At 68.2% G+C, this 21,097-nt stretch carries 21 protein-coding genes; 11 read left to right on the forward strand and 10 right to left on the reverse strand.

The window, feature by feature from the left end:
- Positions 1 to 2 precede the first annotated feature (2 nt).
- On the forward strand, positions 3 to 1,034 hold the full coding sequence (locus EAT49_RS06190) for an ABC transporter ATP-binding protein (protein ID WP_123641437.1): 1,032 nt from the start codon (positions 3 to 5) through the stop codon (positions 1,032 to 1,034).
- On the opposite strand, the gene EAT49_RS06195 is transcribed toward EAT49_RS06190, so the two are convergent.
- From EAT49_RS06195 to EAT49_RS06240, 10 genes are all read right to left on the reverse strand, one after another.
- The gene (locus tag EAT49_RS06195) at positions 1,031 to 2,323 is read right to left on the reverse strand and encodes a dihydrolipoyl dehydrogenase family protein (protein ID WP_148078729.1); all 1,293 of its coding nucleotides are present in this window, start codon (positions 2,321 to 2,323) and stop codon (positions 1,031 to 1,033) included. The two genes, EAT49_RS06190 and EAT49_RS06195, sit on opposite strands and share 4 nt — an antisense overlap.
- Positions 2,324 to 2,386: 63 nt before the next feature.
- Positions 2,387 to 3,691, reverse strand: coding sequence for an NAD-dependent dihydropyrimidine dehydrogenase subunit PreA (gene preA / locus EAT49_RS06200; RefSeq protein WP_123641439.1), 1,305 nt, complete (start codon positions 3,689 to 3,691; stop codon positions 2,387 to 2,389).
- 17 nt (positions 3,692 to 3,708) lie between these two features.
- Positions 3,709 to 4,485 (reverse strand): DNA-formamidopyrimidine glycosylase family protein, encoded by a 777-nt coding sequence (locus EAT49_RS06205; protein ID WP_123641440.1) that lies wholly within the window; start codon positions 4,483 to 4,485, stop codon positions 3,709 to 3,711.
- A 3-nt stretch (positions 4,486 to 4,488) separates the two neighbouring features.
- Positions 4,489 to 5,814 carry an NAD(P)-dependent oxidoreductase gene (locus EAT49_RS06210; RefSeq protein WP_123641441.1) on the reverse strand — a complete coding sequence of 442 codons (1,326 nt, stop codon included), beginning with the start codon at positions 5,812 to 5,814 and terminating at the stop codon, positions 4,489 to 4,491.
- Between the two features lie 91 nt (positions 5,815 to 5,905).
- Entirely contained in the window at positions 5,906 to 6,556 is a 651-nt protein-coding gene (locus EAT49_RS06215) for an ATP-binding cassette domain-containing protein (protein ID WP_123641442.1), read from the reverse strand.
- Positions 6,549 to 8,183 (reverse strand): ABC transporter permease, encoded by a 1,635-nt coding sequence (locus tag EAT49_RS06220; protein ID WP_123641812.1) that lies wholly within the window; start codon positions 8,181 to 8,183, stop codon positions 6,549 to 6,551. Before EAT49_RS06220 ends, EAT49_RS06215 begins: the two co-directional genes overlap by 8 nt.
- A 55-nt stretch (positions 8,184 to 8,238) precedes the next feature.
- The gene (locus EAT49_RS06225) at positions 8,239 to 9,429 is read right to left on the reverse strand and encodes an ABC transporter substrate-binding protein (protein ID WP_123641443.1); all 1,191 of its coding nucleotides are present in this window, start codon (positions 9,427 to 9,429) and stop codon (positions 8,239 to 8,241) included.
- 11 nt (positions 9,430 to 9,440) lie between these two features.
- Positions 9,441 to 10,049, reverse strand: a complete 609-nt coding sequence (locus tag EAT49_RS06230; RefSeq protein ID WP_123641813.1) for a CDP-alcohol phosphatidyltransferase family protein — start codon at positions 10,047 to 10,049, stop codon at positions 9,441 to 9,443.
- A gap of 96 nt (positions 10,050 to 10,145) precedes the next feature.
- On the reverse strand, positions 10,146 to 11,243 hold the full coding sequence (locus EAT49_RS06235; protein WP_185020675.1) for a sensor histidine kinase: 1,098 nt from the start codon (positions 11,241 to 11,243) through the stop codon (positions 10,146 to 10,148).
- Positions 11,244 to 11,309: 66 nt separating this feature from the next.
- Positions 11,310 to 11,948 (reverse strand): TetR family transcriptional regulator C-terminal domain-containing protein, encoded by a 639-nt coding sequence (locus EAT49_RS06240; protein WP_123641445.1) that lies wholly within the window; start codon positions 11,946 to 11,948, stop codon positions 11,310 to 11,312.
- Between the two features lie 122 nt (positions 11,949 to 12,070).
- Between EAT49_RS06240 and EAT49_RS06245 the strand changes: the two genes are divergently transcribed.
- The 10 genes from EAT49_RS06245 (at position 12,071) to ku (ending at position 21,097) form a co-directional block, all read left to right on the forward strand.
- The gene (locus tag EAT49_RS06245; protein WP_123641446.1) at positions 12,071 to 13,321 is read left to right on the forward strand and encodes a Zn-dependent hydrolase; all 1,251 of its coding nucleotides are present in this window, start codon (positions 12,071 to 12,073) and stop codon (positions 13,319 to 13,321) included.
- A 190-nt stretch (positions 13,322 to 13,511) separates the two neighbouring features.
- Positions 13,512 to 13,748, forward strand: coding sequence for a hypothetical protein (locus EAT49_RS06250; RefSeq protein WP_123641447.1), 237 nt, complete (start codon positions 13,512 to 13,514; stop codon positions 13,746 to 13,748).
- Positions 13,749 to 13,761: 13 nt separating this feature from the next.
- Positions 13,762 to 14,415 carry a hypothetical protein gene (locus EAT49_RS06255; protein ID WP_123641448.1) on the forward strand — a complete coding sequence of 218 codons (654 nt, stop codon included), beginning with the start codon at positions 13,762 to 13,764 and terminating at the stop codon, positions 14,413 to 14,415.
- A 43-nt stretch (positions 14,416 to 14,458) separates the two neighbouring features.
- On the forward strand, positions 14,459 to 15,913 hold the full coding sequence (gene hydA, locus EAT49_RS06260) for a dihydropyrimidinase (protein ID WP_123641449.1): 1,455 nt from the start codon (positions 14,459 to 14,461) through the stop codon (positions 15,911 to 15,913).
- Positions 15,914 to 15,941: 28 nt separating this feature from the next.
- Positions 15,942 to 16,400: a hypothetical protein gene (locus tag EAT49_RS06265; protein WP_123641450.1), complete on the forward strand. Its 459-nt coding sequence runs from the start codon at positions 15,942 to 15,944 to the stop codon at positions 16,398 to 16,400.
- 29 nt (positions 16,401 to 16,429) lie between these two features.
- Positions 16,430 to 17,209 (forward strand): ABC transporter ATP-binding protein, encoded by a 780-nt coding sequence (locus EAT49_RS06270; protein WP_123641814.1) that lies wholly within the window; start codon positions 16,430 to 16,432, stop codon positions 17,207 to 17,209.
- Between the two features lie 114 nt (positions 17,210 to 17,323).
- A complete protein-coding gene (locus EAT49_RS06275) occupies positions 17,324 to 18,265 on the forward strand; it encodes an ABC transporter permease (protein WP_123641451.1) in 942 nt (313 codons plus the stop codon).
- Positions 18,262 to 19,110 (forward strand): ABC transporter permease, encoded by an 849-nt coding sequence (locus EAT49_RS06280; RefSeq protein WP_123641452.1) that lies wholly within the window; start codon positions 18,262 to 18,264, stop codon positions 19,108 to 19,110. The genes EAT49_RS06275 and EAT49_RS06280 overlap by 4 nt, the downstream gene beginning before the upstream one ends.
- A 41-nt stretch (positions 19,111 to 19,151) precedes the next feature.
- Complete coding sequence (locus tag EAT49_RS06285; RefSeq protein WP_123641453.1) at positions 19,152 to 20,144, forward strand: ABC transporter substrate-binding protein; 993 nt, start codon at positions 19,152 to 19,154, stop codon at positions 20,142 to 20,144.
- 104 nt (positions 20,145 to 20,248) lie between these two features.
- Positions 20,249 to 21,097: a non-homologous end joining protein Ku gene (ku, locus tag EAT49_RS06290; RefSeq protein ID WP_123641454.1), complete on the forward strand. Its 849-nt coding sequence runs from the start codon at positions 20,249 to 20,251 to the stop codon at positions 21,095 to 21,097.

Here is a 21,097-nt window from a genome sequence, read left to right on the forward strand (position 1 = left end):
TCATGTCAGGGCTGATCCTGAGCAACGTCGCCAAGCGGTTCGACCGGGTGGAGGTCCTGCACGACATCAGCCTCGAGATCGCGGAAGGCGAGTTCGTCGTCTTCGTGGGGCCGTCCGGCTGCGGCAAGTCCACGCTCCTGCGGATGATCGCGGGGCTGGAGAGCGTCAGCGCGGGTGAGATGACCTTTGGCGGGCGGCGGCTGAACGAGGTGCCCCCGGCGAAAAGGGGCGTGGCGATGGTCTTTCAGACCTATGCGCTCTACCCGCACATGACGGTGCGCGGAAACCTCGCCTACGGGCTGAAGATCGCGCGGCTGCCGAAGGCGGAGATCGACCGCAAGATCGGCGAGGCGGCGCGGATGTTGCAGATCGAGGAGCTGCTGGACCGGCGCCCGGCGCAGCTCTCGGGCGGGCAGCGCCAGCGTGTCGCCATCGGGCGCGCAGTGGTGCGGGACCCGCGCCTGTTCCTCTTCGACGAGCCGCTCTCGAACCTCGACGCCGCGCTCCGGATGGCGACCCGGGTGGAGATCGCCCGGCTGAAGGAGGCGATGCCGCGGACGACCATGCTCTACGTCACCCACGACCAGGTGGAAGCCATGACCATGGCCGACCGGATCGTGGTGATGAACGGGGGCCGGGTGGAACAGGCGGGCGCGCCGATGGACCTCTACCGGGGGCCCGCCAACCGCTTCGTGGCGGGGTTCCTCGGGTCTCCGGGGATGAATTTCGTCGATCCGACCCGGTTGCCTGACCTCGCAGGGCAACTCGGCGTGCCAGAGGGCGGCAGCCTCGGCATAAGGCCCGAGGCGCTGAGACTGGCGCCCGGTGAGGCCGGGCTGGCCGGACGGGTGATCCTGTGCGAGAGGCTGGGGGATGCGGCGATCCTGCATCTTTCGCTCGACGGGGGTCTCGAGCTCGTGGCGAAGGTGGAGGGAACGGCGGAGCTTGGCCGGGGGGATACGGCGCGGCTGACCGTCTCGCCCGAGGCCGTGCATGTCTTCGACTCGCAAGGGCTCGCCGTCTCGCGACCCTAATCCTCGCCGGAGATGAGGTCTTCGCCGAAAGTCGGATGGACCCCCGTCGCGGCGACGCGCCCACCTGCCACGAGAGCCGCGAAGGGCGCGATCATCTCGGCGGCGGCGTCCGACATGAGCGCGACGCCGCAGATGTCCGTCCCGCCGGGCGCGATCTTCTTGAGGGTGCGGGTGCTCCAGTGTTGCTCGGGCGCGAGGGCGGTCTGCGCAAGATCCTGGCCGCCGGCCGCCCGACCCCGGTCGGGATCGCCCACCTGGGCCACGGGCGGCATGACGAAGGCCGCCGTGGCCACGAAGGCGAGATCGATCGGGGCCGGAGGATCGGCGGCGAAGAGCTGTTGCGCCAGCGTCTCGCCGTCCCGCGTGGCGACCGGGGTCAGCGGCAGCCGGTCCGCGGCGTCGCCGATGGCATGAACGCCCGGCAGGGCGGTGCGGAACGTCTCATCCACGACAACGGCGCCGCTCTTCGCCGTCTCGAGTTTGGACGAGATCGGGCCGAGGCGATCCACGTTCGGGCTGCGCCCCGTGGCGTTGACGATGCACTCGGCAGCGATGCTCCCTCCATCGTCGAAGTGCACGCGGCGAGCCCCGTTCTCGTCGGTGATGCGGGCAGGCGTCGCGCCCAGATGGACGGTGAGGCCCCTCTCCCTCAGGATGTCGAGCGCCGCGCCGGCGAGATCGGGGTCGAAGCCGTCGAGGATGCGGTCCGACGGATCGACGAGCGACACCTCAACCCCGAGAGCGGCGAGGATGCCCGCGAGTTCGCAGCCGATATAGCCCGCCCCGAGGAAGACCGCGCTGGAGGGAAGGGTCGTCCAGCACAGGAGGTCGTCGCTGGTCAGCGCAAGTTCCGCCCCCGGGATGTCGAGCGCGGTCGGCCGCGCGCCGCAGGCGAGAATCACGCGATCGCTGCGCAACCGCTCGCCGGAAACCTCCACCGAGCCATCGCGGTGAACCGTGGCCGCCGCGCTGAGGCGCAGGACGCCTCGGCGCGCGAGGTCTTCCTCGTAACTCGCGTGAATGGCTCGGAGCTTGGTCCCGATGGCGGCTTGCAATGGGCCGAAGTCAGGCGGGGGCGGGCTCGCGCCGGGCAGGAGACCGCGCCGGACATGGCGCCAGGCTGCATCCCAGAGTAGCTTCTTCGGCACGCAGCCGCGATTGACGCAGGTGCCGCCGATAGGTCCGGGTTCGATCAGGGCGACGGAGGCCCCCAGATCGGCCGCTGTGCGGGCGAAGGACAGGCCTGCGGACCCGCCGCCGACCACGATCGCATCGAAGCTCTGCTCCATCTCGCCCCCCGCCTTGCGTTCCGGTCGGAACACCTGCCGGCAGGGGGCGGTTCCGGCCCCTGCCTATTCGGCGGCCCGCGCCATGGGGTTGTTGGGATGCGTCGTCCAGTTCGCGTAGTCCGCCACCACTGTCTTGCCGGTGCGCGGATCGACGGTGCCCGGAGCGAGCTCTTCCATGGTGATGCAGTTCTCGACCGGGCAGACGTCCACGCAGAGATTGCAGGCGACGCATTCGGCGTCGATCACCTCGAACACGCGGCCCGGCTTCATCGCGATGGCCTGGTGGCTGGTGTCCTCGCAGGCGGCATAGCAACGGCCGCACTTGATGCAGGCATCCTGGTCGATGCGCGCCTTGGTGACATAGTTGAGGTTGAGATACTGCCAGTCTGTCACGTTGGGCACGGCCCGGCCGATGAAATCGGATGTGCGGGCATAGCCCTTCTCGTCCATCCACTGCGAGAGACCGCGCTTCATCTCCTCGACGATGCGGAAGCCGTAGGTCATCGCGGCGGTACAGACCTGCACGTTGCCGGCGCCGAGCGACATGAACTCCGCTGCATCGCGCCATGTGGTGACCCCGCCGATACCGCTGATCGGCAGGCCGCGGGTCTCCGGATCGCGGGCGATCTCGGCCACCATGTTCATCGCGATGGGCTTGACCGCCGGTCCGCAATAGCCGCCGTGGCTGCCCTTGCCGTCGATGGAGGGCTCGGGGCTCATGGTGTCGAGGTTGACGGAGGTGATCGAGGAGACGGTGTTGATCAGGCTCACCGCATCCGCGCCGCCGTTATGGGCGGCCCGCGCGGGATAGCGGATGTCGGTGATGTTCGGCGTCAGCTTCACGATCACGGGCTTGTCGTAGTAGGTCTTGCACCAGCGGGTGACCATCTCGATGTATTCGGGCACCTGACCCACCGCCGAGCCCATGCCGCGCTCGCTCATCCCGTGGGGACAGCCGAAATTGAGCTCGATCCCGTCGGCGCCGGTTTCCTTGACTCGGGCGAGGATGTTTTTCCAGCTTTCCTCCTCGCAGGGGACCATGATCGAGACGATCATCGCGCGGTCGGGGTAGTCCGCCTTTACCCGCGCGATCTCCTCCAGGTTCGTCTCGAGCGGGCGATCCGTGATCAGCTCGATGTTGTTGAGGCCGAGGACCCGGCGGTCGGCGCCGTAGACCACGCCGTAGCGGGGGCCGTTGACGTTGACGATGGGCGGGCCGGCCTCGCCCAGCGTCTTCCACACGACACCGCCCCAGCCGGCCTCGAAGGCGCGGCGGACGTTGTATTCCTTGTCCGTGGGCGGCGCCGAGGCCAGCCAGAAGGGGTTCGGGCTGGTGATGCCCACGAAATCGGTCGTCAGGTCGGCCATGATCGGACCTCCGTTGCTCAGCTCTGATGTTCGGAACAGTAGAAGGCGGTGCGGCCGCCCACCGTGGCCTTGCGGATCGTCCCGTCGCAGAGGCCGCAGGCGGCGCCAGCCTCGCGGCGGTGCCTGAGCCAGTCCTTCGGGACCGGCCCGCCGTCGTTGGCGGCGAGCAGGGTGTCGAGCACGTCGCACAAGGCGGAATGCACCTTCTTCAGCGTCGCGGCGTCGAGGTCGCTGCCTTTCGCCTTGGGAGAAATCCCCACCTGATAGAGGGTCTCGTCGGAATAGAGATTGCCGATCCCTGCGATCTTCTTCTGGTCCATCAGCGCCGCCTTGATCGCGCCGCGGCTCTTGCCGAGCATGTCGACGAAGGCGTTCTCCCCCATCTCCATGGCGTCGGGTCCGACCCCCGTATCGTCGAGGTAGGTGGCGGGATCGTCGATCACCTTCATCCATCCCAGCTTGCGCCGGTTGTGAAAGACCAGCCTCCGGTCGCCTTCGAAGCAGATGACGAAATGGCCCCAGTTCGGTGGCTCGAACGACCCGTCCACGCAGTCGAGCCACCCCGTCATGCCGAGGTGCACGGAGATCCAGGGGCCCGTCGCGCTCCCGGCGAAGATGAGTTTGCCGTGGCGGCGGGCCTCGGTGAATTGCCGTCCTTCGAGGCGCTTGCGCTCCGAGGGCGTCGGCAGGTCGAGATGCGTGACGTTGCCCTCGGAAAAGCCCGTGATCGTGCGGTTGAGCGCGCCGTCCTCGACGCGTCTGCGGTTGGCTTCGCACTCGGGCAGTTCGGGCATCGCTCAGCCCATCAGCTGTGCGTGGATGTCTTCGGCGGCGTCGCGCCCCTCGGCCACGGCGACCACCGTCAGGTCCTCTCCCGGCGTGCAATCGCCCCCGGCCCAGACTCCGGGCACGGATGTGCGGCCGGTGCCCGAGACGCGCAGCTTGCGCCCGTCCATCTCCAGCCCGTCCACGGGCGTCAGGGTCTGGCCGATGGCGCGGAACACCTGGTCGGCGGGCAGGCGCAGGCGTTCGCCGGTGCCTGTGAGGCCGTTTTCGGTCTCGGCAGTGTATTCCAGCTCGATCTCCGCCGCGGCGCCCGTGCCGTGGACGGCGACGGGCATGACATTGGCGAGGATGCGCACGCCCTTGGAGGCGGCGAGGTCCTGTTCGTAGCGTGACGCGCCCATCTTCTCGCGGCTGCGGCGGTAGGCGATGGTCACGGACTCCGCCCCCAGAAGCTTCGACTGCACGGCGGCATCCACCGCCGTCATGCCGCCGCCGATCACCACGACATTGCGGCCCACGGGCAAAGTGGTCAGATCCACGGACTGACGCAGGTCGGCGATAAAGGCCACTGCGTCCTCCACCCCGTCCTTGTCGGCGCCCTCGGCCATCAGGGCATTCACGCCGCCGAGACCGACACCGAGGAACACCGCGTCGAACTCCGCGCGCAGGCTCTCCAGCGACAGTTCGCGGCCGAGCGCCGTGCCGGTCTCGAGGGTGATGCCGCCGATGCCGAGGAGCCAGGCCACCTCGCGTTCGGCATAGCCGCCGACGGTCTTGTAGGCGGCTATGCCGTATTCGTTGAGCCCGCCCGGTTTTTCCCGCGCCTCGTAGAGGGTCACGGAATGGCCGTGCATCGCCAGCCGGTGCGCGCAGGCAAGGCCCGCGGGCCCCGCGCCCACCACGGCGACCCGCTTACCGGTCTCGGGCGCGCGGTCGAAGGGATGGCCCTGCCGCGCCATCAGGCTGTCGGTCGCGTGGCGCTGGAGGCGGCCGATCTCCACCGGCTTGCCCTCGGCGGCCTCGCGCACGCAGGCCTCCTCGCAGAGCTGTTCGGTCGGGCAGACGCGGGCGCACATGCCGCCGAGGATGTTCTGCTCGAAGATCGTCCGGGCCGCGGCCTCGGGCTGTCCGGTGCTGATCTGCCGGATGAAGAGCGGGATGTCGATCTCCGTGGGACAGGCCGTGATGCAGGGCGCATCGTGGCAGAAATAGCAGCGATCCGCGGCCACTGCGGCTTCGTGCGCGTCGTAGGGGCCGTGAAGATCGGCGAAGTTGCGCGCCACCTCCTCGGCCGAAAGACGTCCCGCGGCGATCCCGGGCGTGAACGGGCTGGTCATGGTTCCGGGCTCCCTGTCCTCGTTTCGAAAGAGCCTGACACGATCCGAAATTTTATCAAACGGTAAAATTCAGGCAGTCTGTGAACGGCCCTCAGCCACAGTCCTCGCCGCCGATGCGGAGCACCCTGCCCCCGGCGGCCGCGGCATCCTCTGCGTCGTGGGTCACCATGAGGACCGGCAGGGACCGCGCCCGCGCACGGTCGAAGACGAGGCGGCGGATCTGGTTCCGGCGCTCGGCGTCGAGGCCGGAGAACGGCTCGTCGAGGAGGAGCGCACAGGGCTCCGACAGGAGCATCCGCATCAGGGCGACCCGCGCGCGCTGGCCGCCTGAGAGCGTGGCGGGGTCGCGTTCGGCGAAGCCTTCGAGCCCCACCTCGGCCAGCGCAGCCTCGATCCGGGCGCGCCGATCGCGGCGGCGTTCGGGACCGGGCGCGAGACCGAAGGCGAGGTTCTGGCCCACGGACATGTGGGGAAAGAGCAGGGCATCCTGGAATAGTAGGCCGATGCGGCGGCAGTGGGCCGGAAGACGGGTGATGTCCTCGCCGTGCAGCAGAACGCTGCCGTCCACGTCGAAGGCGGGGGCGAGCGTGCCTGTCACGAAGGACAGCAGCGTCGACTTGCCCGATCCGGACGGACCCATGACACTCAGAACCTCGCCGGGGGCGATTTCGCAATCCACCGACAGCAGCGTCGCGCCGGCGCGGCGTATGGTGACGGCTATCAGGTTCAGGGACCTATCCATCCTGCATCCCCCTGCGGTTCCGGAAGAGCAGCGCGGGAAGGCCGAGCGCAAGGGCGAAGGGCAGAAAGGCGGCCCCGGTCTGCAGGATCGCCCAGACCCCGATCGCACGGCGGTCTCCGCCGGAGGCCAGCGCCACCGCCTCGGTCGTCAGGGTGGCGACCCGCCCGCCCCCGGCGAGAAGCGTGGGCAGGTACTGGCCCACGGAAACGGCCATGCCCACCGCGACGGCGGTCAGGCAGGCGCGGGTCAGCATCGGGAGCCGCACCCGCCAGAGTACCCGCCCCGAAGCAGCGCCAAGAGTTGCGGCGACGGTGCTGTAGCGCGCATCCCAGGCCCTGTAGGGCCCCGCGAGCGACAGGAACACGTAGGGCAGCACGAAGACCAGATGCGCCACGACAACCGGGCCGAACCCCGTGTCGAGCCCGGCCGACAGAAGGCCGATCTGCACCCCCGGCAGAAACGCCGTCTGCGGCACGAGAAGCGGCAGGTAGAGCAGCCACATCGCCCGGGACGGACGCACGCCGCGGCGCTCCTCGGTCTCGAGACAGCCGATGGCAAGGACGAGGGCCACCGCCGTGGCGATGGCGGCGATGGCCAGCGTCGTGCCCATCGCCTCGAGCCCCGGCGGGCCGTGGCGCTGCCAGCTGCGCCAAGTGAGACCGTCGGGCAGTGCGGAGGGAAAGCTCCAGAGCCCCGCGACGGACCAGACCGCCAGTCCGGCGATCCCCGCAACGAGGGCCAGCGCGCTCAGGGCGCCGAGGGCATAGCCCGCCACCCGCCCGGCGCCCTCGGCGGACCCGCGCCGCCCGCTCTCGATCCAGCGGCGACCGAGGAAGGCCACGCCCCGTTCCGCGAGCCGCCACGCGAGGATCGCCGCGATCACCAGCGCCAGTTGCAGGAGCGCCGCCACCGCCGCCAGGTCCCGGGTGCCGATGTCGGGGTCGGACATCCAGCGCACGATCTGCACCGACAGGGTGGGCGGCGTGTTCGGCCCGAGGATGATCGCCACGTCCACCGTAGACATGGCGTAGGCGAGGGTGACGTAGACCGGCAGGCGGATCTGGACGTAAAGCCTTGGAAAGACCGTCTTGAGAAACCCCGTGACCCGCCCGTATCCCAGCGCGGTGGCGACGTTGCGGCTTCGGCCCGGAGCGGTCTGCGGCAGGGCGGCAAGGGCCATCAGCAGCAGGAACGGCACCTCTTTCGTCACCAGACCGGCAATCAGCGTCAGCCCCCATGGGTCCTGCAGGATCAGCAGGTCCGGCGGCCTGTCCCAGCCGGTCACCCCCGGCGATAGGCTGCGGGCGATCCAGCCCGAGGGCGCGATGAGGAACGCGAGGCCGAAGGCCGCGGCCGCATGGGGCAGCGCGAGGAGGGGCGAAAGCAGCCTCTGCAGCACGGCGAAGGCGCGCGTGCCGCTCCATCCCGCAAGGATCAGGGCCGTGATCGCCAGCGCGATCACCGTGGAGCCGATGCCGGTGGTGACCGAGAGCAGGCTCGCCTCGCGCAGGCCAGGCCAGGCGAGGGCAGCCCTGAGGGGACCGAGGGACAGCCCCTCAGACAGGAGACCCAGAGCGGGCGCGAGGGTCCACCAGAGACCCAGCAGCACCGGGCCGAGCATGACCATGAGGGTCAGGAGCGGCAGCGCCCCCGGCAAGATGCCCCAGACGCTGCGGTGCACGTCAGCGGGTCCCGTAGCGCTCCTGCCAGTCGTCGGCGAGAGCGGTCGCCCAGGAGGGATGCGGCTCGTCCTGCACCTGCCCCAGTTCGGCGGGCGACAGGGTCGCGATCCCGAGGGCGAGGCTGTCGAAGGCGCTGCGATCCTCCTCGGAGAGCGCGGCCATGTCGAGGACCGTGCCGTAGCCCAGGATCTCGGGGTCCTGCGCCCGGAGCTGCGCCTCGGGCGACATCAGGAAGTTGGCGAGCACCATCGCGCCCGCCTTGGAGCCCGAGTTGTAGGGGATCGCCACGAAGCTGGCGTTGCCGATGGTGCCCTTGTCCAGCACGAAGGTCCGCACGGTCTCGGGCAGTTCGAAATTGGCGATGGCGGTCGAGGCCTCGCCCGGAGAGAAGGAGATCGCGAGGTCGATCTCGTCGTCGTTCATCAGCTGGAGTTGCCGTGGCCCGGTCTGCGGATAGGCCCGCCCCTCGCGCCAGAGGTGAGGGGTCAGCTCGTCGAGAAAGGCCCAGAGCGGGGCGGTGACGGCGTCGTAGTCGCTTTCCATCACCGGGACCGCCAGCACCGAGGGATCCTCCGACAGGTCGATCAGCGCCTGTTTCAGGAAGGTCGTCCCGAGGAAATCGGGCGGCTGCGGATAGGTGAAGCGGCCGGGATTCGACGTCGCCCAGTCGAGAATGGCCTCCATCGAGCCCAGCGGCTCTGCCAGATCGGCCGTGTCGTGCATGAAGACCACCTGCGCCATGGCCCAGGGCGCCTCATAGCCCTCGGTCGGGACGGTGAAGTCGGTGGTCACGGTCTTGCCGTTCACGTCGACATACTGCCAGTTCGGCAGGTCGAAGGCGAAGGGGCCGAAGAGCAGGCCTTCCTCCTTCATCGAGGCGAAGTTGGCGCCGTTGATCCAGATGAGGTCCACCGCACCGTCCTCGTCCTCGCCGGCCTGCCGCTCGGTCAGGACGCGGGTCACGGCGTCGGCCGTGTCCGTCAGCTTCACATGTTCGAGGGTCACCCCGTACTCCTCGTCGATCCGCTCACCGGCCCAGGCGATGAAATCGTTCGTCGTCGTCGAGCCGCCCCAAGCGTGCCAGTAGACTGTCTGCCCCCGCGCCTCATCGAGAACCGCGTCCCAGTCGGCGGGGTCCGGCTGGGCGTATGCCGCGACGGGCAGGAGAGAGGCGAGAATGGCAAGACGCATGGACGGCCCTTTCAGTTGGAAAATACCTGTCGCGCGGCAAGGACCCGCGACGCGGCGGTGACAAGACAGAGCACCGCGAAGACCCAGGCGAGCGGTGCGAAGAACCCGGGCATCAGACAGATCAGGACAAAGAAGAGGATCGTCTCCGTGCCCTCGAGCAACCCGTTCGAGAAATAGAGGCTCTTCGATCCCTGGGCGGTGGTCTCCATGCCGCGTTTCTCCGCAAGAATCGCATATCCCAGAAAGCTGGTGCCGTTGACATAGAAGCTGGCCAGGAGCACCGCGCCCGCGACGCCGTTGGCCGCAGGGTCCAGCAGGACGAAGGCAAGAGGGACCGCGCCGTAGAAGGCGAAATCCGCGGTGATGTCGAGATAGCCGCCGAAATCCGTCTTGCGCGTCGCGCGGGCAATGGCGCCGTCGAGACCGTCCGCGAGCCGCGAGGCTAGCAAGAGGACCAGCGCCAGCCCCATCGCCCCGGCCCAGATCGCCGCTGCGGCGCCGAGACCCAGCGCAAATCCCGCGAGAGTGACCGCGTTCGCCGACACGCCGAAGCCGGCGATGCGGCGGCCCAGCGCATTCAGCGGTGGGTCGATCAGCTTGCGGGCGGCGGCGTCCAGCATCGGGTCCCCATGCGGCAGGTCTGCCCACAGATGACGCAGCTTTTCGGGACCGTCCATCTGCTTGTCGTGAAAGTTACCGGGCTGAAAGGCGGCCGGTCAGACCGCCGGGACGGCGACGATGGCAGGCGAGAGCGGCACGGTGACCCTGAGCGCATGGCCGCCGCCTGTCGCCCTTGTCTCGACGGTGCCACCGATCTGCTGCGCCGTCGTGTCGATGATCGTCAGGCCCAGCCCCGCCGGAGCATCGCCCGGGATGCCCACGCCGTCGTCGCCGCAGTCGAGCACATAGCTGCCGTCGACCGCGAGCCCGGAGACCTGGATCGCGCCCTGCCGTCCGTCCGGAAACGCGTGCTTGATCGCGTTGGCCACGACCTCGTTTAGAATGCCGGCGCAGCCGGTGGCGATGGCGGTGGGCACCATCGCCGTCTCCGCGGTCACGGCGAGACGGATGTTAGGCGGGCAGCCTGCACGAAGCAGATCGCCCACGTTCAGCAGGTAGCGGCCGATATCCACCGTGTCGTCCGCGTCGGACCGGTAAAGCTCGGCATGGAGCGCGGCCACCGTCTGGATACGGCCCTCGACCCGGGTCAGCGCACGTTTCGTTTCCTCGGACCGCGACCGGAGCCTCAGGAGCCGCGCATAGGAGGCGACAGACTGCAGCGAGTTCTTCACACGGTGATCCGCCTCGCTGCGCTGGGTCTCGGCCAGCCGCTGGGCGCGGCGCGCGTCGAGCTGGCGCACCACCTGGCGGGCCATGACGAGAAGGGTCTGGCGCTGCGTGGGCGTCAGCCGGCGCGGGCGGGTATCGAGCACGCAGAGAGAGCCGATGGCGACGCCGGACGGGCTGACAAGCGGCGCACCAGCATAGAACCGAAGGTCCGGGCGGGCGGTGACGAGGCCATGTCCTCGGGTCCGCGGATCGGTGTGCAGGTCCTCTATTTCGTAGAGGTCGCCCTGGCGAATCGTCTGGGCGCAGATCGACATCTCGATCGGCGTTTCCCGTTCCTCCACCCCGACATGCGCCTTGAACCACTGCCGGTCCGGTTCGACGAAGCTGACGAGGGCCACCGGCGCCTCGAGCAGTTGCGCCACCAGCGCCGCGATCTCGTCGAAGTCCGTCTCCGGTGCGGTGTCGAGAATGCCGTAGGCGCGGAGCTCGGCCTGACGGGCGATTTCGGAGGTGGCAGAAGTCATGTTCATGATGCCGGACAGATTCAGGTGTCAGCCGCCGCAGTCAACCTCGCGCCCTGCAAGGCGACGTCAGGTCGCGAGGATCCGCTCAAACACGGTCCTCAGATGCGCCTCGGCACCGGGGAAGGGATCCGTCTCGCCGAGCACGGCGCGGACCTGAACGTCGAAATCCGCGTAATGCTGGGTCAGCGCCCAGACCGAGAAGATCAGGTGCACGGGATCGACCGGCGCGATGCGGCCCCTGTCGATCCAGCCCCGGATGATTCCGGCGCGCTCCTCCACCAGACTGCGCAGATCCTGCTCCAGCACCGCCCGGATGCGCGGCGCGCCCTGCATGATCTCGTAGGCGAAGAGCCGGCTTTCCAGAGGATAGTCCCGCGCGAGGTCGAGCTTGCGCCGGACGTAGCCGAGAATTTCCGCCACCGGGTCGCCCTCGGGGTCGAGCATCCTGAGCGGGTCGAGCCAGGTGTCGAGCAGACCCTGAAGCAGCGCGGTGTAGATCGCGTCCTTCGAGCGGAAATAGTAGAGCAGGTTGGGTTTCGACAGGCCGGCGGCCCGCGCGATGCGGTCCAGCGTGGCGCCGCTGTAACCCGCTTCTGCAAACACGCCGAGGGCGGCGGCGAGGATCGCTTCCCGGTTCCTTTTCTGGATTCGACTGGACGACACCGACCGGCGCGTTTTCCGACTGCCGAGTGTCTGACCGTTCATGCCTGTCCTTTCGGCAGATGCCGCCTGCGCGGGCAGGCCGCTTGACTGACCCCATCGGGGTGGTAGCGTTCGTTTTACCATATGGTCAAACCGAACCCGACCTGTTTCTCCGGAGCCTGCCCATGTCCCCTCCCGCCGCCAACCTTACCATCGACGGCGCGCGACTCTGGGACAGCATCATGGAGATGGCGAAGATCGGCCCCGGCGTCGCGGGGGGCAACAACCGCCAGACGGTCACCGATGCCGATGGCGAGGGCCGCGAACTGTTCCAGAGTTGGTGCGAGGCCGCGGGCCTGACCATGGGCCTCGACCAGATGGGCAACATGTTCGCCCGCCGCGAGGGCACGGACCCGGAGGCGTTGCCGGTCTACGTGGGCTCGCATCTCGACACCCAGCCCACGGGCGGGAAATACGACGGGGTTCTGGGCGTGCTGGGCGGGCTCGAGGTGATCCGCACGCTGAACGATCTGAACATCCGCACGAAGCATCCCATCGTGGTGACGAACTTCTCCAACGAGGAGGGCACGCGGTTCGCTCCGCCGATGCTGGCCTCGGGCGTCTTTGCGGGCATCCATGACCAGGACTGGGCCTATGCGCGCACCGATGCCGAGGGAAAGACCTTTGGCGCGGAACTGGAACGGATCGGCTGGAAAGGCGAGGAGCAGGTGGGCGCGCGGAAGATGCACGCCTTCTTCGAACTGCACATCGAGCAGGGCCCGATCCTCGAGGCCAAGGGCAAGGACATCGGCGTCGTCACCCACGGGCAGGGCCTGAGCTGGACCCAGATCACCGTGACCGGCAAGGAGAGCCATACCGGATCGACCCCGATGCCGATGCGCCGGAACGCGGGCCTTGCCATGGCGCGCATCCTGGAAAAGGTCGACGCCATCGCCTGGGCACGCCAGCCCCATGCGCTGGGCGCCGCGGGCCATATCGAGGTCTACCCGAACAGCCGCAACGTGATCCCCGGAAAGGCGGTGTTTACCGTCGATCTGCGCTCCCCCGATCTGGCGCAAATCGAGGAGATGGAGGCGGAGGTCCGCACCGCGGCGCAGGAGATCTGTGAGCGCATGGGGCTCGAGGTCACTTTCGAGAAGGTGGGCGGGTTCGATCCAGTGACGTTCGACGAGGGTTGCGTGGCGGCAGTGCGGAACGCGGCGGAACGGCTGGGCTACAGCCACATGCCGATCATCTCGGGCGCGGGGCACGACGCCTGCTGGATCAACCGCGTGGCGCCCACGGCGATGATCATGTGTCCCTGCGTGGACGGGCTGTCGCACAACGAGGCGGAGGAAATCACGCCCGACTGGGCCAAGAAGGGCGCGGACGTGCTCTTTCACGCGGTGGTCGAGACGGCGGAGATCGTGGCGTGATGTCCCTCCGCTCCTCAGGACCCCGCGGGTCGGGACGCTCTGTTGCGGAGCCTGCGGGGTGACACGGGATTGCCTGCCTTCGTCCCGGGCAAGAAGGCCCCTGCCATGGCAGCCGAAGTCAGGGAGCGGCACGGCATTCGCGGAGGCCGGCTTGCGTCCATCTGGAACGGGTCCGACCGGATCGAAAGGCGTGTGGACCCGGTTGACGGGCAGCCTCTGCTTCCTGTCGGCCTGCGGTTTCGGCCCTGACCCGGGCGGCCCATTTCGTGCACCGGCCGACCTGCCGCTGCCGCTGGGCGTGGCGGAGCGCCTGCCCGATGGCATCACGCCGTCGGATGTCTTCGTCCGGACCGGGAATGCCGACCTCGCGGGCTGCTACTACTACGAACTGGACGGCGCCGATGTCCTGCTCGACTGTGTCGGCTGATCGGAGGTCCCGGATGCGCCATGCCCTGACGCTCGCTCTTTGGGTTCTTGCCGCGCCGGCGGTTGCGGAGACCTCGGACGCCGAGGGCGATCCCTGGTGTGACGATATCGCCCCGGGCGAAGCAGGCGGCGTCACCTGCTTCCTGCCTTTCGATACCGACCTGCTGTACTTCTTGTACGAGGAAACCGGCGAACCGGCGGTCTGGAACCTGCGGTTCACGCAATTCGGATTCGATTTCTCGACCCGCGCCGAGAGCGACCCGATCCGCGTCGAATACGTGATGACAGCGCCGGAACTGCGGGATGTCACCGACGACGGGATCGCGGAACTGTTCATTCCGGTGATGTCGGGGATGGTCAACATCACATGGTCGGTCTGGACCACGACCGGCAGCGGCATTTTCGTGCCCGTCGGCGAAATCTCGGGCATCGCCGTGGACGCGCTGGAGGTGCGCGACGGACTGATCGTGTCCGCCACACGCGACAACGCCGCCGTCTGGACAGAGACGGGTACCCGGATCTGGCCGACCGGGATGGACGACATCTACAGCTTGTCGGTGAACCACGCCGACCGGACGTGCGAAATCATCGCGGCTCGGGAACTCGCGTCGGTGGGGCTGAACAAGGACCTGCTGATCGACCGCTGCGAAGCGCGGGACTGGGACTGACCGCGCCGGTCCGAAGGACCTGCGCAGAACGAGGGAGACAACCATGAGCAGCACCGTGATCCGGAACGGCACCGTCGTCACCGCCGACCACAGCTGGAAGGCCGACGTGCTGATCGAGAATGGCCTGATCACCGCCATCGGCGAGGGCCTCACCGGCGACGAGGAGCTGGACGCCACGGGCTGCTACGTCATGCCCGGCGGGATCGACCCCCATACGCATCTCGAGATGCCCTTCATGGGAACCTATTCCTCGGACGATTTCGACAGCGGCACCCGTGCCGCGCTCTCGGGCGGGACGACGATGGTGGTGGATTTCGCCCTGCCCTCGCCCGGTCAGGGTCTGCTCGACGCGATCCGGATGTGGGACAACAAGTCGACCCGCGCCGCCTGCGACTATTCCTTCCACATGGCGGTCACCTGGTGGGGAGAGCAGGTCTTCGACGAGATGAAGGAGGTGGTCGACCGCGGCATCACGACCTTCAAGCACTTCATGGCCTACAAGGGCGCGCTGATGGTGCAGGACGACGAGATGTTCGCGTCCTTCCAGCGCGTCGGAGAGCTGGGCGGCATCGCCATGGTCCATGCCGAGAACGGCGATGTCGTGGCCGACCTTCAGCAAAGGCTGCTGGCCGAGGGCAATACCGGCCCCGAGGCCCATGCCTATTCCCGGCCCCCGGCGGTGGAGGGCGAGGCTGCGAACCGCGCCATCATGATCGCCGACATGGCGGGCGTGCCGCTCTACATCGTCCACGTCTCCTGCGAGGAGGCCCACGAGGCGATTCGGCGCGCGCGCCAGCAGGGCAAGCGGGTCTGGGGCGAGCCGCTGATCCAGCACCTGACGCTCGACGACAGCGAATACATGAGCAAGGACTGGGACCACGCCGCGCGGCGCGTTATGTCCCCACCCTTCCGCGACCAGAAGCACCAGGAGAGCCTGTGGCACGGGCTGATGTCGGGATCGCTGTCGGTGGTGGCCACGGATCATTGCGCCTTCACCACCGAGCAGAAGCGCCATGGCGTGGGCGATTTCACGAAGATCCCCAACGGCACCGGTGGGCTCGAGGACCGGATGCCGATGCTCTGGACCCATGGCGTGGGCACCGGGCGGCTGACGCCAGAGGAATTCGTCGCCGTCACGTCGACCAACATCGCCAAGGTGCTGAACTGCTATCCGAAGAAGGGCGCGATCCGCGTGGGCTCGGATGCCGATATCGTGGTCTGGGACCCGGAGAAGACCAAGACCATCACCGCGGCTTCGCAGGTGTCCGCGATCGACTACAACGTCTTCGAGGGCAAAAAGGTCAAGGGCCTGCCGCGCTTCACCCTGACCCGCGGCATGGTGGCGGTCCATGACGGCGAGATGCGCACCGAGGAGGGACACGGCAAGTTCGTGCCGCGGCCGCCGCTGACCTCTGTGAACAGGGCGCTGTCGACCTGGAAAGAGCTCACCGCCCCGCGCCCTGTGCAGCGCAGCGGCATCCCGGCGAGCGGCGTGTGACGGCGGCGGACCAGGCGAGGCGGCCCCGATGACCGGCAGCGGCAGCGCAGGGGCGGGCCGGGGCGCCCGGGTGACCGCGGCGATCTCGGCGCCGGCATTCTGGCTCCGGGCGTTCGTCGGGTTCCTGACCGCGATGCCCATCGCCGTCGGGCTCGCGGCCTCGCTCGCGATCTCGTTCGACGGCGGCTTTCCTCCGCCGGCGGGACTGATCCTCGGGGTGATCGTGCAGGGGACGCCGAGGGCGTATTTGGTCTTCCTGATACCTGCGCTGCTGTGCCGTCTGCTGGTCGAGGCGGCGGGACCGTTCAGCCGATCCTCGGCCGTCGGCATGGGGGCCGGGACGGGGCTGCTCGGACTTGGGGCGATGTCGATGCTGTCGGGGTCCGAAGGTCCGCCCTTCGATGCGGTCATCCTGGCGGTGACCGTGTTTTCGGGCGCAGTGGCGGGACTGATCTGGCGGACCGTGGAAAGGCTTCTGGCGCAATGACGGGAGACATGCCGACCCCTGCGGGCTCCATGGGGGCGCCGGTGATCGCCGCAGAGGGGCTGAACCTGACGTTCCAGACGGCGGACGGTCCGGTCCATGCGCTGTCGGACGTGTCTCTGGCGATCGCTGGAGGCGAATTCGTCTCCTTCATCGGGCCGTCGGGCTGCGGCAAGACCACCTTCCTGCGCTGCATCGCGGCGCTGGAGCAGCCGACGGGCGGAACGCTCTCTGTCAACGGGATGACGCCCGATGCCGCGCGGAGGGCGCGGGCCTATGGCTATGTCTTCCAGGCGGCGGGGCTTTACCCCTGGCGCACCATCGGGCGGAACGTGGCACTGCCGCTGGAGATCATGGGATTTCCGAAGGACGAGCAGGACTCCCGGGTCGCGCGGGTGCTCGAGATGGTGGAGCTGACGGGGTTCGAGAAGAAGTTTCCCTGGCAGCTATCCGGGGGGATGCAGCAGCGCGCCTCCATCGCGCGGGCGCTGGCGTTCGACGCGGACATCCTCCTGATGGACGAGCCGTTCGGCGCGCTCGACGAGATCGTGCGCGACCGGCTGAACGAGGAACTGCTGTCGCTCTGGGCGCGTACCGGCAAGACGGTGTGCTTCGTGACCCATTCGATCCCGGAGGCAGTATATCTGTCCACGAAGATCGTGGTGATGAGCCCGCGCCCCGGGCGGATCACCGACGTGATCGACAGCCCCCTGCCGAAGGAACGTCCACTCGATATCCGCGACACGCCCGAGTTCCTGGCCCTTGCGCACCGGGTCCGGGAAGGACTGAGGGCGGGCCATGCCTATGAGTGAGGTGGCCGAATATACTGCGAACAGTCGGGAGGGGTTCCGATCCCTGCCGTCGAAAGCCCGGGGCTTTCGCATTTCTCCCGCGGGATACTTCCGGCCAGAAAAGGCAGGACCGCCGTGAGAAAGGCCCTGCCGGTCCTCGTCGTGCTGGCCGCGATCCTCGGGATCTGGTGGCTGGCCGTGGCGCCCATGAACATCCGCATCGCCCTCGATGGCGCGGAACGGTCGGGCGCGGCGGTAGTGCCCGAAGGCGCGCGGGAGCGGCAGGAGGTGTCGGTCTGGGCGCTGATGGCGCGGAACCCTGACCTCGTGCCGCTGTCCTATGCGCAGGAGCGCCCGCGCCTTCCGACGCCGGGACAGGTGGCGACGGAGTTCTGGGACACGACCGGCGCCATGGCGCTCGACGGGCGGGCGATGTCGCGGCGGTCGCTGCTCTTTCACGCCTGGATCACGCTGCAGTCGACCTTCTGGGGCTTTCTGCTGGGCACGTCGCTGGGCATCGCGGGAGCCATCGGCATTGTCTACTCGCGCACGCTGAATCTGTCGCTGATGCCTTGGGCGATCATCAGCCAGACCATCCCGATCGTGGCGCTGGCGCCCATGATCATCGTGCTGGCAAGCCAGCTCGGCATCGAGGAGCGGGGCGTTCCGAAGGCGATCATCTCGGCCTATCTATGCTTCTTCCCGGTGCTCGTCGGCATGGTCTCGGGGCTGAGATCGCCCGCGGCTGCGCAGCTCGACCTCTTGCGGACCTACAGCGCCACGCCGTCGCAGGGCTTCTGGAAACTCCGCCTGCCGGCCTCGGTGCCGTACCTTTTCGCCTCGCTCAAGGTGGGGATCGCGGCGGCGCTGGTGGGCACCATCGTGGGCGAGCTGCCCACCGGGGCGATCCGCGGCCTCGGGGCGCGCATCCTGATCGGCGACCAGTTCGGCACGCCGCTGGCGATCTGGGCGGCGCTCTTCATGGCGGCGATCCTTGCGGGCGTGCTCGTCACGTTCCTCGACCTCGCCCAGCGGGTCACCCTGAGGCGCATGGGCCTCGCGGAGGCGGCCCGATGACCGCGCCGCTGTTCTTCGCGCTCCTGTTCTGGCTGGCGGCCTGGGGAGTGAACGTGAAGCTGGCCAATGCGCCGGGGCGCGACTCGCTCGGCGTGCGGATCGTCGTGCCGCTCCTGTTCGGCGCCGCGCTGATCGTGCTCTGGGAGGGGCTGGTGCGGCATTTCGAGGTGCTGCCCGTGATCCTGCCCGCGCCCTCGGTGGTCTGGGAGACGTTCCTTGCGTCCACGGAGATCCTGTGGGTCGACTTCCAGCAGACGGTCCTGAAGGGCGCGCTGCGCGGATATGCGATCGGCTGCGCGGTCGCGGTGCTCTGCGCCATCGCCATCGACCGGTCCGCCTTCCTGACGCGGGGCCTTCTGCCGGTCGGCAATTTCGTCGCCGCGCTGCCGATCATCGGCATCGCGCCGATCCTCGTCAGCTGGTTCGGCTTCGACTGGCAGTCGAAGGCGGCGGTCGTCGTGGTCATGGTGTTCTTCCCGGTGCTGGTGAACACGGTGCAGGGCCTGCGCGAGGCGGATGCGATGCAGCGCGACCTGATGCGGACCTATGCGGCCAGCTACCGTCAGACGCTGTGGAAGCTGAGGCTGCCGGCGGCGATGCCCTTCGTGTTCAACGGACTGAAGATCGCCACGACGCTTGCCCTGATCGGCGCCATCGTTGCCGAATATTTCGGCTCTCCCACGCGCGGGATGGGCTTTCGCATCAGCATCAGCGTCGGCAGCTTGTCCATCGACCTCGTCTGGGCCGAGATAGCTGTCGCCGCTCTCGCGGGGACCGTGTTCTACGGCCTCGTGGCATTCATCGAGAAGCGGGTGACATTCTGGCACCCGACCAACCGGAAGTGAGGCCGGAGCAGGCACTACAGGACAACAGGGAAAGGCAGAACATGAAGTATATTGCACTCGGCGCCCTCGCGGCCCTGGGCGCGGCCGGAACGGCCGCCGCCCAAGACGACGTCACGCTGCAGCTGAAATGGGTCACGCAGGCCCAGTTCGCGGGCTATTATGTGGCCCTCGAGAACGGCTACTACGAGGAGGCCGGCCTCGACGTTACGATCCTGCCCGGCGGGCCGGACATCGCGCCCACTCAGGTCATCGCCGGCGGCGGCGCGGACGTGGTCGTGGAGTGGATGCCCGCCGCCCTCGCCGCGCGGGAGCGGGGCCTGCCGCTGGTGAATATCGCACAGCCGTTCAAATCCTCCGGCATGCAACTGACCTGCTGGGGCGACGTGGGGATCGAGAGCCCCGACGATCTGGACAATCGCACGCTCGGCGTCTGGTTCTTCGGCAACGAATACCCCTTCCTCAGCTGGATGTCACAGCTCGGGATGGCCACGGATGGCGCCGCCGAGGGATCGGTGGAGGTTCTTCGGCAGGGCTTCAACGTCGATCCGCTGCTGCAACGGCAGGCGGATTGCATCTCGACCATGACCTACAACGAGTACTGGCAGGTCATTGATGCGGGCGTGACGCCCGAGGAGCTGGTGAACTTCCGGTACGAGGAGCAGGGCGTCGCCACACTGGAGGACGGGCTCTACGTCCTCGAGGAGAACCTCGAGGACCCGGCCTTCGTCGACAAGATGACCCGCTTCGTCGCGGCCTCCATGGAAGGCTGGAAATGGGCCGAGGAGAACCCGGAAGAGGCGGCGATGATCGTGCTCGAGTACGACGAGACCGGCGCCCAGACCGAGCAGCACCAGGTGCGGATGATGGGCGAGGTGGCGAAACTGACGGCAGGGTCCAACGGCGCGCTCGATCCGGCGGACTTCCAGCGGACGGTCGACACGCTGCTCGCGGGTGGCTCCGACCCGGTCATCAGCGTGGACCCGGGCGACGCCGCCTGGACCCATGTCATCACTGATGCGGCGCTGATGAACTGACGCCGCAAGGGCAGGCCGGGTCACGGCCTGCCCGATCCGCGGGGCGCCTGCGGCCCGTGAAACCTTCGTCACGGCAGCGCGTTGCGGACGCAGGAGGTGCGACCATGGCGTCACGCGCGGTCTGGAAGGGGCAGCTTCGCCTGTCCCTCGTGTCGATCCCGGTCGAGCTGCACAGCGCGACGCGATCCAACGCGAAGGTCTCCTTCCGGCAGATCCATGGCCCGTCCGGCCAGCGGGTGCGCTACGAGAAGACCGTTCCGGGCGTCGGCCCCGTCCCCTCCGACGAGATCCTGAAGGGATACGAGACCGGTGACGGCGAGTATCTGCTGCTGGAGCCCGAGGAGATCGACGCGATCCGGCTGGAGACGAAGAAGACCCTGGAGCTGGTGCAGTTCGTCGGCGCCTGCGACATCCCCCCGATCTATTTCGACCGGCCCTACTACATCGTCCCCAGCGACGATCTGGCCGAGGACGCGTACCGCGTGGTGCGCGATGCGCTCAGGGAGAGCGAGAAGACCGGCCTCGGTCAGCTCACCATGCGCGGCAAGGAATATCTCTGCGCAATCCGGCCCTGCGGTGACGGGTTGCTGTTGGAAACGCTGCACTATGCCGAGGAGCTGAAGAAGGCGGACCCGCTGTTTTCGGGAATCGCGGATGCGACGGCGGACAAGGATCTGCTGTCGGTAGCGACGGAGCTCATCGACCGCAAGACCTCGGCCTTCGACGCCTCGGCCTTCCACGACCGCTATGAGGATGCGCTGAAGGATCTGATCGAGGCCAAGCGCAAGAACCGCAAGACCCCCCGGGCCAAGGCCGGAGACGATACCGGCACCGGCGGCGGCGAGAACGTGGTGGATCTGATGGCGGCGCTGAAGGACAGCCTCAAGGCCGACAAGGGCGGCGGAAAGCAACCGCCGAAAAAGAAGGCCGCGCCCCGCAAGAAGTCGGCCTGA

This window comes from Histidinibacterium lentulum (assembly GCF_003789055.1).
GTDB classification, from domain to species: domain Bacteria; phylum Pseudomonadota; class Alphaproteobacteria; order Rhodobacterales; family Rhodobacteraceae; genus Oceanicola; species Oceanicola lentulus.